We start from the raw sequence: 13,211 nt of genomic DNA on the forward strand, positions 1-13,211 counted from the left end.
AATCCAACAACTCACTTAAACGTATTTCATTCTTACACTGCGGTCTGCTTATATAAAACACATCAAAGCAGAACAAAGGTTACTGTTACGAGAGTGCAATTCGGTCTACATTAGCCGATATCGCCTCACGAACACAGTATACCAAAGTTCTGCTCAAACTTCACGTCTTATGTTCATTTTACCAGTGAAAATTCGACAAATTGTTTATGATTTCCAGGAAATCTCACCAGAGATGATTAGTGTATGTTCTCCATCGTGCTTCTCCACGATAAGTGCACCAGAAGGGTCAAGACCAATTGCCTTCCCTTCAATGACACCATGAGGATTCGTCACTGTAATCTCTCGATTCATCGATACGGACAGGGCCTCCCATAGAGCTGAGATCACGCCAAATCCTTCTTTTTGATACAAAAAATACAACTGTTCAAGCTCCGTCAAAATGGCAGCCGTTAGTTTGGTGCGATCAACGGATTGACCCGTCTCCATCTTGAGCGAAGTAGCGATTGTGGTCAGATCTTCCGGATAATCCTCGGGATCAAAGTTCACGTCAACGCCTATACCTGCGATACAGTATCTGACTTCATGATCTTCTACCGTAGATTCAAGCAATATGCCACATACCTTGCGTCCGTCAATCAACACATCATTTGGCCATTTGATGCCCGCATCAGCTCCTGAACAAGCTCGAACGGCACGACATACAGCCACTCCTGTTAATAAAGTTAGCTGCGGCGTATGCTGAAGTGGTAGATCAGGGCGTAACAGGACACTCATCCAGATCCCTTTACCCGGAGGAGAGAACCACTGTCGACCGAAACGTCCTCTTCCTCCTGTTTGTTCTTCCGCAATGACCACAGCGCCTTCTGCCTGCCCTTGCTCAGCTAGCTTGAGAACATCCCCTTGCGTAGACAGGGTCGAAGCCAACAAAACAGCCTTACGGCCAAATACGGTTGTATCCAGGGCCAATTGGAGCCCAGTAGCGTCAATGCTATCCGGCTTCGTTACCAGACGGTATCCTTTGCGGGATACCGCTTCAAACTCATAACCCATGTCTCGTAACTTGTTCACATGTTTCCACACAGCGGTCCGACTGATGGACAGATTACGGCTGATCTCTTCACCCGATACGAATCGTCCTTCTGCATTTAATAACATATGTAACAGATCTTCATGTTTGGTCATCTTGAACCACCCGCTTCACTTCTGCACTTAGTGCTTCATGCTGATTCGCTATCGTTCCAATCGCCGTTTCTCGTAACAAATGTTTCATTAGTTGCCCCAGCCAAGGCCCGCCTTTGCGCTGCACCATTTGTAACACTTGTTCCCCTGTAATATCCAACTCTTTCAAGTCATGCACAGGAATCGATTGACTCCATTCGGCTGCAAGCTCTTGTACTAATACAACCTGCATTTCTGCCGGTTCGGACTGATTCCGCCATTCTGCTGGCAGTGCAGACTGTATTCGAAGCCAATCATCCGCCGCCTGAACGCCACAAGCCAGAACAGTAACGATCCAATCGGAACGGAGACTGACCGTATCCTTCGGCTCCTGCACGGAAGTATGAATCAACTGTTCCACCTGGAGGACCCCTGTTATACGAGAACGATGTTCATTGGAAAATGTCCACTGACGTAATAATACATCTGCTTCATCCTTGCTATAACCGCCAGCAATCAGGATGAGTGACCAACGAAGCAACACATGCTGACCTGACAATTGTTCCAAATTGGATAACAACATCTTGTTAAATCGGGTCGAGCTTACCGGCGCTTTGATATGCGCAAGGGAATCACTTCTGTATAACAGCTCCAACCCTCTTGAAGGATGCGGTCCAGACATCATTTTTACCATCTCGGTACGTACCCGTTCCATTGCTATATGTTGAAGCAGGTCTTTCTGCCTTACAAGACCCTTCCACGTGTTGTGGGCAATTTTGAAATCAAATACGGAAGCAAACCGGACACAGCGGAGCATCCGCAGTGCATCTTCACCAAATCGTTCCATCGCAGAACCCACACATCTGACTCGCTCTTCCTTGATATCTGCCTGTCCACCGAACGGGTCAACGATTGTCCCAGTGACGTCCATAGCCAGAGCGTTCATCGTGAAGTCACGCCGCTGTAAGTCTTCCTTGATATCCTGAACAAATTGAACCGCAGCAGGTCTGCGATTATCCTGATATTCGGATTCTGTTCGAAATGTGGTCACTTCAAAGTAATAACCGCCTGAACGAACGGTAACCGTACCGTGTTGTAAACCTGTAGGAATACAATCGTCAAACAGTTCCATGACTTGCTCAGGAGAAGCAGATGTCGTGATATCCATATCATCCACAACACGTTCCAGCAATTCGTCACGAACGCAACCACCTACCCAATATGCCTTGTAGCCATGTTTGTTTAATGTTGTGAGTACATTCTCACTTTGCATTGCCATTTCACGATCTACCTGTGTCCATTGAACCACCACATATCACCTCTTCTCTTGCCTGTTGTGGTATGCACAGTATGATTTCGTCAAAGAAATGATTAACCGCAAACCGGCTTCAGATTCGGAACTTCCCTTCCCAACACCCGGTAATATATCTGTTCATATTCATGCCGAATAGCATCATTGCAAAAGTCGTGATGCGCGCGCTGAAGACATGCTTCCCTGAACTCAGCAGCCAAACGATCGTCCGTCAATAAACGGATGGTGTTCTCGGCCATGGATTGTGTATCCCCGATCGCGGATAAATAACCCGTCTTACCATGTAAGACCAGTTCCGGAATTCCTCCGGCCTGTGAACCGATCGTGGGTACGCCACAAGCCATTGCTTCGAGCGCCACAAGTCCGAAACTTTCCTTCTCCGATGGAAGCATCAACACGTCCGCCATGGAGATGACCTGAGCAATGTCATCCTGTTTGCCAAGGAAATGAACTTTATCATTCAAGCCGAGATCATTAATCTTCCATTGCATCTTCGGCAAATCAGGTCCTTCACCAACAAATAACAGTTTGGCAGGAACCTGCTCCTGTACCTGACGGAAGACCTCTACCACATCCTGAGTTCTTTTCACCGGTCGGAAATTGGAGATGTGCATTAATATTTTTTCGTCAGGCGTAGCAAAGTCTCTTCGCAGACTGGCAGCATCCCGCGGATAATATATTCGTTTGTCAATAAAATTATAGGTTAGATCGATTGGACGCTGAATATCCAGCAATTCGACCGTTTCTCGAATCAAATCTTGTGATACGGCAGTAACTGCGTCACTTTCATTAATGGCTAGACGGATCAGATCCTTCAGAGATTCATCCTGAGCCAGAACCGTAATATCCGTTCCATGTAACGTGGTAACCACTTTAAGGCCGTCCCCTACCATTTGTTTCGCCAGAAAGGCACATACTGCGTGTGGCACGGCATAATGAACATGCAGCAGATCCAGCTGCTGTGACTTAGCCACCTGAGCCATCTTTGTTGCCAGTGACAGGTCATACGGAGGGTAACGGAAAACATAATAATCATTTACTTCAACTTCGTGATAAAAAATATTTTTCTGGAACGTACCCAGTCTGAACGGGATACTGTTGGCAATAAAATGAACCTGATGCCCCTGTTCGGCAAGTAATTTGCCCAGTTCCGTTGCGACAACGCCAGACCCGCCGAGGGACGGATAACAGGTGATGCCGATTTTTAGCTTTTTATCCATCCTGTGGACGCTCCTTTGATCTCCCGCTTCATGCAGGTTGATATAATGCAATGGAATAATGAAACCCTTCGTTTCATTAAACGTAAAATGTGAAATCGCTTATTGGGCACCCGGGCCAAATTGATGAACCACGTAAGGTGTAATTGTAGCAAAACCTTCTGCAAACGGGATGAGACTGCGTTGTCCGAGCAAGGAATCGCGGGCTCTTACACGATCAATATACCCTTGATTCAATGGCGTTGAGACCGCTCCGTCTCCCAGTTCGAATTGGGAACGATAAGAGAGCAATGATGCTTCTTTTTGCTCATAGTGTTCCGTAATATCAACAATCAAATCCGTAGGCCCGATGTCATTAATAAAGTAAAAATAAAGTTCCTTCACCTGCACGGCAGGCATGTCCGGCAAGTAGTTGCGAAGCTTGGCGTTAAATACAGCCTCCTGCACAAGCTTACTGCAATTGACATGATCCGGATGACGATCTTCCCAATACGGAGCAAACACCATCCGAGGGGCATGACGCCGTATCTCAGCCGTCACCGCCTGTACATGTTCAGGCGTAAGATATAAGCCACGATCAGGAAGCCCCAGATTCGTTCGACACGAAAGACCGAGGACGCGGGAGGCTTGCTCCGCTTCCTCGGTTCTGCGCTCTACTGTTCCGTTGGAAGACATCTCAGCACGAGTCAGATCACACACGCCTACTTTCAAGCCGGCAGCGGTATGTTTGGCAATCGTTCCACCCATACCAATCTCCGCATCGTCTGCATGTGCTCCAAAGATGAGAATATCCAGACTCATTCGGAATCACCCGAATTCAATCCAGCCTCCGGCTTGTATTTATGTACCAGCTCTCTCCAGGCAAAATCGCCACGATCCAGAGCCTTGACCAGAATCTCAGCGGTTGCGATATTGGTGGCAAGTGGAATACCCTGCACATCACAAAGACGTAGCAACGCATTAATATCCGGCTCGTGAGGTTGTGCCATCAGTGGATCGCGCAGGAAAATAATCAGATCCATCTCATTTTGCGCAACCAAAGCTCCAATCTGTTGATCTCCGCCCAATGGGCCTGATTCGAATCGATGAATCTTCAGCGACGTTCCTTCCATAATACGAAGGCCTGTTGTTCCTGTAGAATATAATTGATGGTCCGTAAAAACAGGCTCATATGCCGTCACGAAGTTAACCATCTCTTCTTTTTTACGATCATGGGCGATAAATGCTATTTTCAACATGACAATCTCCTTTAGTCGATAAAGTGGTCAAATCCGTAGATCATTCCTGTATACTCCATAACCTTTTGCACACCAATCTTAACACCAGGCATATAACCTGCGCGCTCGTAGGAGTCATGCCGAATTTTAAGTGACTGTCCATAATCTCCGAAAACAACTTCCTGCTGCGCGAATACACCAGGCAATCGTACACTGTGAATTCGGAAGCCATTGTAATACCCGCCGCGTGATCCTTCAATCGTTTCTTCTTCATTCGGATTACCTTGACGAAGTTCTTCCCGATTGGCAGCAATCAGTTCTGCTGTTTTGATCGCAGTTCCTGAAGGAGCATCCAGCTTCTGATCTCCGTGATATTCGATGATCTCCACATTTGGCATATGTTTGGCAGCCTGTGCTGCGAATCGCATCATCAAAATGGCACCAATCGAGAAGTTAGGGGCAATAAGCCCTCCAATTCCTTTGTCCTGGCACTGCTTGTCCAACTGTTCGATCTGCTCCGGCGTGAAGCCAGTAACACCCATGACAGGTCTGACTCCATGACGGATCGCGATCTCAGTATGTGCAAACGCAAATTGTGGTACTGTAAAATCAACCATAACCTGAGGTTTTGTTTCGGCAAAAGCCATTTCGATATCATCAGTCACCAGCACCCCACACTCTGGCAAACCAACAAGGGTTCCTGCATCCGTGCCTGCTCCGGAGCGGTTGACAGCCGCTGCAAGCTCCAATTCCGGGTCCTGAAGTACCAATTTCACAACTTCACGGCCCATACGGCCAGCCGCTCCGATCACGGCAACTCTGATTACTTCACTCATATTGACTGCATCTCCTCACTATGTTGGATCATATCGTAGAATCCATTTCAACTCGAAAGAAATCTTTGCAAAATGAATTCTTATTGGATGGATTTCATACGTTGCTTGATTTCCTGTAACATCTGATGCAGTTGCCCATTCTGCGGATCCAGCAAAATTGCCTCACGCAGCGCCTGAATTGCATAGTCAAATTCATTCAAATCACTGTAAGCCAGCGCAAGCATAACATGAGCTTCCACTGAGAGCGGATCAAGTTTGACCGCTTCTTGCAGAAGCGTAGACGCTTCCACATAGCGCTCTTGTGTTGCAATACCGGCCTGCTCCAACAGCAACTTCGCTCTGGAGGTCAATTGTTTTGCTTCCAACGTCTGCAGATGCAAAATATACTCTTCTGTTCCTGGCGACAATTCAACCGACTTGCGCGCATATTCAAGCGCTGGAACCAGATGTTTGCTGCGGGCGTGTGTAATGGAACAGCGATAATATAACTCCGCATGTTTTGGATGAGCGTGAATGGCTGACTCGAACCAACGAATCGCCTGCTCAAAATCATTTTGCAATATACAGCGGTAAGCCTGCTGCATATATTCTTCCGGTTTCATCATTAAGCTGACCCTCCCCGATCGGGTGATGGTACAGCATATGTAATCTACGCCTAATCGGTGTTTTTGGGAGTCCACCGATTGGCATCGCGGGTGTTAAATTTATGCATGACTTTATCGTGCGCCTCAGCCAGATCAATTCCCAGTGAGTTCGCAAAACAAATCGTGATAAATAAAATATCTCCAAGCTCAAGTTCAATGGAATTGGCTGCTTCGGAAGATTTCTTCGGCTTCTCGCCGAATTCATGATTCACTTCCCTGGCGAGCTCCCCAACCTCTTCAGACATCCGGGCCAACATGGCCAGAGGACTGAAATACCCCTCCTTGAACTGGGAGATATACTGATCAACCTCACGCTGCATTTCTGCGATGCTTTTCTCCATGAGAACGGATTCTCCTTTGAAATGATGTCGTATTTGTTCCTAATAATATCAGTTATTTAGATTCACTTCCACCATCATCAGCGACAAATCATTTTTAAAGAATCAATAAACAGGTATACTAGATGGGAATGATTGCTTCTTCATTCTAATTTATCTACAGCGAGGGATCTTATGAGCACTGCCAAAACCTGGATACAAGTTAAACTGGTTCTTCCCATCGTACTGGGTACAGCCTTATATGCCTTTGGGCTCCTCTATTTCATTATCCCCAACCAGCTTATGGAAGGTGGCCTCACCGGGGTTACGGTGCTGATTAATTACGCTTTTGGCATCTCACCTTCACTTACAACCTTGATTCTGAATGTTCCCCTCTTTCTGATTGGGCTCAAAATTTTGGGCGGCAGACAGATGATCTATACGGGTATCGGAATCGGGGCACTGACCGTTTTTCTATGGTTGTTTGAGAAGTTGATTCATATGGGCTGGATTGAACCATTACATACCGAGAATGACCTCCTGCTCGCAGCCCTATATGCAGGTGTCACCCTCGGAGCCGGCCTTGGCATTGTATTCCGTTGGGGCGGAACGACGGGCGGTTCAGACATCATTGCCCGTATTCTCAACCGCAAGTATGGATGGAGTATGGGCCGAGTATTACTGGGCATCGACTTCGTCATTATCGGGCTCTCTCTCATCTACATCCCCAAAGAAAAAATTCTGTATACGCTTGTAGCTGTATTCATCGCCTCTAAAGTCATCGACTTTATTCAGGAAGGTGCATATTCTGCCCGGGCATTTATGATCATTAGTGACCATGCACCCGAGATTGCGGACCAGATCACACGGGATATGGATCGGGGCGTGACCCTCATTCCAGCCATTGGCGCGTACTCTAAACAGGCCAAACACATGGCCTACTGCGTGATCTCCAGGCAAGAGTTCAGGAGATTGCAGACCATTGTACGTTCCATTGACCCGAGAGCTTTTGTCATCATCAGCGATGTTCACGATGTACATGGCGAAGGTTTCAAAGAAAGCTGATATAACACAGAAACTACAAGAAAACCTCTTTTTACATGAAGAGCCGTTAGCGTGGCTGTTCATGTGGAAAGAGGTCTTTTTTTATATACCACTTATAGACCAGGATCCATCAAGTTCATATCCCATTAGCGCCGAAAAGGAAAAATCCCTTGTTGCTGCGCACGATACTTACGGTATCCGGCGTAACTTAACGTTGCCACAATGACCGAACTAATGAGCAGCCCGGCTGCCCTGCGATCAGGACCCTGTACAAACGGTACAAAGGCACTCTCGTCCTTCTCGCGACCAAACAACTTGTTCACCAGTTCCTCCCCATGGCCAACCATGCTCTTTAATTGAGCCAGATCAGGTTGCTTGGCAGCGGTAAGCCCTTTGGTATGAGATAACCAGGCGTCCATCTGAGCAATTTCATACGGTTCACGGCGAATCAGTGCGGCAGGACGAATCGTCTCATAATGCTCCTCCAGAACGGTATAGCGGTTTGCCAGTACGGCCGCAGTTTGCCCTTGATTTGTAGCAGCGGATAAAGCGTCCAGATCGTTTTTCACGATTTTATAATACTGAAGCCATAAAGGCTTGGTTGGATTCGCGAGACTATCTGCTGCAAGTCTGAGTTTGGCTGAGGACTGCTGAAGAGAAGCATCGTCATTTTTCACCTTCACAACGGCTTGTTTCACTTCAACTATGGTTTCGGACAAGGCGTGTATGCCCTCGACTGTTGTTTGTCCCTCAAAGGAGATATGCTCCAGACTTTTACTGATACGCAGAATGCTTCCTCGCACTTCTTCAATATTATTCTCGAGCGCCTGACGATACAATATAGCTGCTTCCTCATTCAGTTGTGCAATTGAATTGCTTGTGGACACTTGCTGATCTGAATTCGAATTCAATGCTTCACTTTGCGCGGATACACGATATGCTAAGTTCGTCCACAGCATTAGAGCCATGAACGATACCACCAGTAAGCCAGTTTTGATCCCAAACGTTCTCTTCATGGACATCCCTCCCACCACCAATGTATGGCGGGGGACAGTTCATTAGAACAAGCTCAAGATCGGATATCAGGTTCGTTTCGCCTGTCTTAAGGCCAGCCACGCGCACAGAATGCTTACCAGTGTCAGTCCGAATGTGAAATTACGCACACCATCTACATGATCATAGAGGGATGCGGGTAACCAAGGGTAAATATCATATGTATAATCCATCGTATCGTTCAACAGCGTCCAAAGACCTGCAACGACAAGGGAAGCCCAGCGGAAGCCGAAAAAGCGTACAAAAATTAGAGCTTCTATGGCCATCGCACTATGCGAAGCAATCAACATCCAGTCTTGCCAGTGCTGTGTACCACCTTGCATCCAGCCAGCGAAAATAATGGACACCGCCCACACGCCATATTTCACAGATGTGACCACGGCAAGCGCCTGAATCAAATGTCCGATCCGTTTGATAATGATGGACCGCGGTGGGTACAACACCCATAACAACGCTAAAGTAAAAAACAAACTCGCTGTTGGGCTATCCGGCACAAATACGATCTGCCACACCGGCTGCTCAGCCAGCGTCAATTTCATTTGCTCTCCGTACCAGATGTATCCGTATACCGTTCCTACCGCATTACACCAAAATAATAGCCACAGGAAATAACGATTGGTTAGAAATTCTCTACTCCAGAAATACGATAAAGCCACATTCCCTGCCCCTTCCTTCATCAATATTGTGCACGATACAGTGCTGTCCAAAAAAACACTTCAAAAAAACCTGACCGCATAAACGATCAGGTTTCATTGGTTATTTCGATTTTACTGTTCTGCTTTCTGTTTCGCAAGCCATTCGGTCAGATGAGTAATCTCTTCATCCGTAACACCTTGAGCAATAGCATTATTATACTGAGGCTGCATTGCATTGTAGCCTTCTTTGATAATGGTCAGAATCTCTTCCTGGCTGTGCTTGTCACCTATGCCTCGAAGCGAAGGTCCAGTTGCGCCCTTCATATCAGCCGCATGGCAGCCAATACATCCAGCCTTCTTGTACGTTTCCATTGCAGGATCATCCTGTTCCACGATCGCAACTTCTTCTTGCTGTCCAGGTGCATTGGAAACGGGTGGGAGCCCCTGTTCACGCCTCTCAAGCGCTTCTTCTTCACGTTGAATATGTTCAGGCTTCTGTCCACTTGCTTCCAACTCATGCTCGTAGTGCGTCCACGCTACATTTGTCAGGTAGAATACAGAAATGACCGACAAAATCATCAGTGATGAAGCAATTGGGCGTTTATAGAAACGCCGCTCCTTGCCTGTATCCAGGAATGGTGCCAGTAGCAAAGCTCCAAAAGCAACTCCGCTGACCCCCAGTACCCCGAGCAGAACGTAATCGCCCGATGCGTATGGATACTTCAAGTACTGATACAGAAAAAGGAAGTACCAGTCCGGCATAGGAATTACGGATGCGCTCGGATTGGCCGGATAGCCTAAAGGTGCAGGTTCTGAGATCGTGAGAACCAGAATCCCCACCAATACAACGACACCAACCATCCATTCTTTCAGCAGGAAGTTGGGGATAAAGGCTTCTGATTTGCCGGGATACGCCGTGTAATCAGGAGGGGTAATGAAACCCGCCCCTTTACGGACCCGTGAATCACCGACAAAGATAACCTTTTCCTCATCATCCTTCTTATGTCCGTGAGCCATTGCGATTCCTCCCTTCTCAGTTTATAGTGGTCCCGAAATGCCCTGTCTGCGGATCATGATAAAGTGTCCGACCAGAAGCACCAGAAGCACAGCGGGGAGGAAGAATACGTGCAAGGCAAAGAATCGGGTTAGTGTCTGTGCACCAACAATCGTACCGCCTTGCAGGAATTCTTTAATAATCGGTCCCAGCCAAGGAACCGTATTGGCAATCTCCAGTGTTACTTTTGTTGCAAAATAGGCTTTGTTATCCCATGGCAACAAGTACCCTGTCAGCCCCAGGCCCAACATGACGAAAAAGATCAGCATGCCAACAACCCAGTTCATTTCACGCGGTGCCTTGTAAGAGCCTGTAAAGAACACACGCATCGTATGTAAGAACATCATTACGATAACCAGACTGGCTCCCCAGTGGTGCATGCCGCGAACAATTTGGCCGAAGGCTACTTTGGTCTGCAGGTACTCCACACTAGCGTAGGCATTGATAATATCAGGTACATAATACATGGTCAGGAACATGCCTGACAGAATCTGAATAACAGTAATAAAGAACGTCAATCCACCAAAGCAGTACACGAATGCGGAAAAGTGATGAGCCGGATTTACATGCTCTGGAACTTCATGATCCGCAACGTCCCGCCAGATTGGCGTGATGTCAAGACGCTCGTCAATCCAGTCATAGACATTTTTAAACATCTGCGTTCACGCCTCCTAATTCACTCGGGTGTTCGGAACAATGTCGCCCAGATATACCCAACCCTGCTCTTCCTTGACTACGTACTCATCCAGCGGTTTGGGGGCTACGGCAAGATTCTTCCCTTCCTTGTCATAGTGCGCGCCATGGCAGGGGCAATGATACTCGTCAGGGTATTGCTTGTCACTATTCCAGCCTACTGTACATCCCAGATGTTTACATATAGGTGAGAGTGCATAAATTTTACCCTGCTCGTCTTTGCGAATCCACGCCACTAACGATGCATTACTCAGATACCAACCATCCTGTTGTTTAAGTTCAAAGGTGAATTCTTGAGGCTCATTCGTAATTTTGCTGATTTCAGCTACTTTGACAGAGGTGCCTTCTCCCTTATGTTGCAAAATCGGGTCCACCGCAAAACGGACCATAGGAAGGATTGCACCGGCGGCCATGTAGGCTGTAGCTCCACCAAGCGTGTACGTCAAAAACTGCCTGCGTGACATCTCCATGCGGCTTGGCAATTTCAATGAAGCTTCGTGGTCATGCTCACTGCTCATACTGTCTCCAACCCCCTTTTTCAGCCAACTCTCTCAAACGTTTTCATTTTCATAAATTCCACGACTTACTAGAACATACATAATCATATAGTAGCCCTAGAACACCGTCAAGAATTTGTCACACATTTTTAAGGTTCAATTGTAAGCGTTATTAAAAAATTGTTGTAAAATTGTCACATTTGTCGCTAAAAACTATTTTTTCCACAACTCTCGTATCTTTTCCCCTATAAATCTCGCAATCCCTTCTTCTCCGACCTCATGAGTTAAGACGGACCGACTCAAAACCAGATCAGCAGCTGGAATTTCCATGCCATCCAAATGACCATCCGATGACATAATAACCACATATTTGAATCCTGAGGATTTAAGCTGTTCGGACAAGGAATTTAATGTCATTGACAATTCCGAATTAGCATAATGAAAGGCTGGATAAGTCATGATTCTCCCTTTGAAAGGAATTTCGACCAGATCCAGAAAATCTCTCAGCCGCTCCAACGCCTCGGTAGCTTCAACTGGCGACTGCTCACCGCTAAGAGCTGTGTATGGAATAAGGCATGTATCCAGATAGAGTTGCAGTTCAGCCCAGCTGTCTTGAGTCATCTCACTGAATTTCAATTCCCTATATCCCCTCTCTATCCATTTTATTCCCATATTATATATGACTATATCTTATAAATCCAGACATTCATTTCGGAATTACACATATCAAAAAAAGGAAACACGCATCTGCGCATTCCCTTTTATCTCAGAAAGGAACTATTTTGCTAATCAGTTTATGGTCCTCAGTTCATCCGTCAGACTCCGGAAAGCTACTTCGTCTCCGGTAGCTAACGCTTTATCGATTTCCAAATAGAGCTTCTCGCTGCGCTGTTTGCGAAGCGCTTCGTCCCAAACCATCTCAGCTGCCAGCCCCAACATGACTTCATACGTAACTTTCATTTTATCCAATAGGATGCACCTCCAAAACGGATTTAAGAGCTCCTATATTCTTTTCCTTTGGTAACATAACCCAGTGAAGTTCTGGACATCCGCTCCAGATCGGCATCAGTCAGCTCACGTATCACTTTGGCAGGTGTCCCCAAAGCAAGAGTATAGGGCGGAATTTTACTATTCTCAGTAACAACAGAACCGGCTCCAATCAGCGTATATTCGCCAATATCGGCTCCATTCAGCAGAATGGCTCCCATGCCGATTAATGATCCTGTTCCAATACAACAACCATGAATGATCGCTGTATGTCCTACTGAGACATCATCTCCCACAATCAAAGGTTGATCAGTATTGACATGACCGACAACGTTATCTTGAATATTACAGCGCTTTCCAATGATAATAGGAGCCAAATCAGCCCGCAGGACTGCATTGAACCAGACGGAAGACTCTTCTCCCATTCTCAAATCACCGATCAGTTTTGCACCTTCAGCCATATATACCGAAGGATGTAACTGAGGTTGTAGACCTTTGTATGGAATTATCATTATTATCACTCCTTAATTTGGGAGTGATTTTAGCA

The 13,211-nt window shown here is 46.6% G+C and carries 17 protein-coding genes; 1 reads left to right on the forward strand and 16 read right to left on the reverse strand.

Annotation, left to right across the window (positions count from 1 at the left end; translation table 11 throughout):
• Positions 1–204: 204 nt before the first annotated feature.
• The 8 genes from V6668_RS18855 to V6668_RS18890 form a co-directional block, all read right to left on the reverse strand.
• Entirely contained in the window at positions 205–1,182 is a 978-nt protein-coding gene (locus V6668_RS18855; RefSeq protein ID WP_036672005.1) for a biotin--[acetyl-CoA-carboxylase] ligase, read from the reverse strand.
• On the reverse strand, positions 1,169–2,467 hold the full coding sequence (locus V6668_RS18860) for a CCA tRNA nucleotidyltransferase (protein ID WP_338706436.1): 1,299 nt from the start codon (positions 2,465–2,467) through the stop codon (positions 1,169–1,171). The genes V6668_RS18855 and V6668_RS18860 overlap by 14 nt, the downstream gene beginning before the upstream one ends.
• Before the next feature lie 62 nt (positions 2,468–2,529).
• Positions 2,530–3,690, reverse strand: coding sequence for an N-acetyl-alpha-D-glucosaminyl L-malate synthase BshA (bshA, locus tag V6668_RS18865; protein ID WP_036672009.1), 1,161 nt, complete (start codon positions 3,688–3,690; stop codon positions 2,530–2,532).
• A 99-nt stretch (positions 3,691–3,789) separates the two neighbouring features.
• Positions 3,790–4,488, reverse strand: coding sequence for a bacillithiol biosynthesis deacetylase BshB1 (gene bshB1 / locus V6668_RS18870; RefSeq protein WP_338706437.1), 699 nt, complete (start codon positions 4,486–4,488; stop codon positions 3,790–3,792).
• Positions 4,485–4,925, reverse strand: a complete 441-nt coding sequence (mgsA, locus tag V6668_RS18875) for a methylglyoxal synthase (protein WP_017687735.1) — start codon at positions 4,923–4,925, stop codon at positions 4,485–4,487. Before mgsA ends, bshB1 begins: the two co-directional genes overlap by 4 nt.
• An 11-nt stretch (positions 4,926–4,936) precedes the next feature.
• Positions 4,937–5,740 (reverse strand): 4-hydroxy-tetrahydrodipicolinate reductase, encoded by an 804-nt coding sequence (dapB, locus tag V6668_RS18880; RefSeq protein WP_036607633.1) that lies wholly within the window; start codon positions 5,738–5,740, stop codon positions 4,937–4,939.
• A gap of 80 nt (positions 5,741–5,820) precedes the next feature.
• Complete coding sequence (locus V6668_RS18885; RefSeq protein ID WP_017687733.1) at positions 5,821–6,345, reverse strand: tetratricopeptide repeat protein; 525 nt, start codon at positions 6,343–6,345, stop codon at positions 5,821–5,823.
• Positions 6,346–6,395: 50 nt separating this feature from the next.
• Entirely contained in the window at positions 6,396–6,725 is a 330-nt protein-coding gene (locus V6668_RS18890; RefSeq protein WP_017687732.1) for a nucleotide pyrophosphohydrolase, read from the reverse strand.
• 171 nt (positions 6,726–6,896) lie between these two features.
• Here V6668_RS18890 and V6668_RS18895 point away from each other — a divergent pair, with 171 nt between their 5' ends.
• Complete coding sequence (locus V6668_RS18895; protein ID WP_338706438.1) at positions 6,897–7,766, forward strand: YitT family protein; 870 nt, start codon at positions 6,897–6,899, stop codon at positions 7,764–7,766.
• A 125-nt stretch (positions 7,767–7,891) separates the two neighbouring features.
• Here V6668_RS18895 and V6668_RS18900 read toward each other — a convergent pair whose 3' ends face one another.
• The 8 genes from V6668_RS18900 to V6668_RS18935 form a co-directional block, all read right to left on the reverse strand.
• Positions 7,892–8,761 (reverse strand): sporulation protein YpjB, encoded by an 870-nt coding sequence (locus V6668_RS18900; RefSeq protein ID WP_338706439.1) that lies wholly within the window; start codon positions 8,759–8,761, stop codon positions 7,892–7,894.
• Between the two features lie 66 nt (positions 8,762–8,827).
• A complete protein-coding gene (locus V6668_RS18905) occupies positions 8,828–9,454 on the reverse strand; it encodes a DUF1405 domain-containing protein (RefSeq protein WP_338708974.1) in 627 nt (208 codons plus the stop codon).
• Positions 9,455–9,565: 111 nt separating this feature from the next.
• Positions 9,566–10,450 (reverse strand): menaquinol-cytochrome c reductase cytochrome b/c subunit, encoded by an 885-nt coding sequence (locus tag V6668_RS18910; RefSeq protein ID WP_036607643.1) that lies wholly within the window; start codon positions 10,448–10,450, stop codon positions 9,566–9,568.
• A gap of 21 nt (positions 10,451–10,471) precedes the next feature.
• Positions 10,472–11,143, reverse strand: a complete 672-nt coding sequence (gene qcrB / locus V6668_RS18915; protein ID WP_017687726.1) for a menaquinol-cytochrome c reductase cytochrome b subunit — start codon at positions 11,141–11,143, stop codon at positions 10,472–10,474.
• A 15-nt stretch (positions 11,144–11,158) separates the two neighbouring features.
• Positions 11,159–11,698 (reverse strand): ubiquinol-cytochrome c reductase iron-sulfur subunit, encoded by a 540-nt coding sequence (locus tag V6668_RS18920; RefSeq protein WP_036607648.1) that lies wholly within the window; start codon positions 11,696–11,698, stop codon positions 11,159–11,161.
• Positions 11,699–11,890: 192 nt separating this feature from the next.
• Positions 11,891–12,313, reverse strand: a complete 423-nt coding sequence (locus V6668_RS18925) for a DUF2487 family protein (protein ID WP_282320922.1) — start codon at positions 12,311–12,313, stop codon at positions 11,891–11,893.
• A 153-nt stretch (positions 12,314–12,466) separates the two neighbouring features.
• Complete coding sequence (locus V6668_RS18930) at positions 12,467–12,646, reverse strand: IDEAL domain-containing protein (RefSeq protein WP_017687723.1); 180 nt, start codon at positions 12,644–12,646, stop codon at positions 12,467–12,469.
• 23 nt (positions 12,647–12,669) lie between these two features.
• Positions 12,670–13,176, reverse strand: a complete 507-nt coding sequence (locus tag V6668_RS18935) for a gamma carbonic anhydrase family protein (RefSeq protein WP_036607653.1) — start codon at positions 13,174–13,176, stop codon at positions 12,670–12,672.
• Positions 13,177–13,211: the final 35 nt, after the last annotated feature.

The organism is Paenibacillus amylolyticus (assembly GCF_036894225.1).
GTDB lineage: Bacteria > Bacillota > Bacilli > Paenibacillales > Paenibacillaceae > Paenibacillus > Paenibacillus amylolyticus.

What these genes read in the sequence shown, in the direction of transcription:
- bshA (WP_036672009.1), bottom strand. Translation starts at nt 3,690, where the DNA reads ATGGATAAAAAGCTAAAAATCGGCATCACCTGTTATCCGTCCCTCGGC.
- V6668_RS18885 (WP_017687733.1), bottom strand. Translation starts at nt 6,345, where the DNA reads ATGATGAAACCGGAAGAATATATGCAGCAGGCTTACCGCTGTATATTG.
- bshB1 (WP_338706437.1), bottom strand. Translation starts at nt 4,488, where the DNA reads ATGAGTCTGGATATTCTCATCTTTGGAGCACATGCAGACGATGCGGAG.
- qcrB (WP_017687726.1), bottom strand. Translation starts at nt 11,143, where the DNA reads ATGTTTAAAAATGTCTATGACTGGATTGACGAGCGTCTTGACATCACG.
- dapB (WP_036607633.1), bottom strand. Translation starts at nt 5,740, where the DNA reads ATGAGTGAAGTAATCAGAGTTGCCGTGATCGGAGCGGCTGGCCGTATG.
- V6668_RS18855 (WP_036672005.1), bottom strand. Translation starts at nt 1,182, where the DNA reads ATGACCAAACATGAAGATCTGTTACATATGTTATTAAATGCAGAAGGA.
- V6668_RS18895 (WP_338706438.1), top strand. Translation starts at nt 6,897, where the DNA reads ATGAGCACTGCCAAAACCTGGATACAAGTTAAACTGGTTCTTCCCATC.
- V6668_RS18935 (WP_036607653.1), bottom strand. Translation starts at nt 13,176, where the DNA reads ATGATAATTCCATACAAAGGTCTACAACCTCAGTTACATCCTTCGGTA.
- V6668_RS18910 (WP_036607643.1), bottom strand. Translation starts at nt 10,450, where the DNA reads ATGGCTCACGGACATAAGAAGGATGATGAGGAAAAGGTTATCTTTGTC.
- V6668_RS18890 (WP_017687732.1), bottom strand. Translation starts at nt 6,725, where the DNA reads ATGGAGAAAAGCATCGCAGAAATGCAGCGTGAGGTTGATCAGTATATC.
- mgsA (WP_017687735.1), bottom strand. Translation starts at nt 4,925, where the DNA reads ATGTTGAAAATAGCATTTATCGCCCATGATCGTAAAAAAGAAGAGATG.
- V6668_RS18920 (WP_036607648.1), bottom strand. Translation starts at nt 11,698, where the DNA reads ATGAGCAGTGAGCATGACCACGAAGCTTCATTGAAATTGCCAAGCCGC.
- V6668_RS18900 (WP_338706439.1), bottom strand. Translation starts at nt 8,761, where the DNA reads ATGAAGAGAACGTTTGGGATCAAAACTGGCTTACTGGTGGTATCGTTC.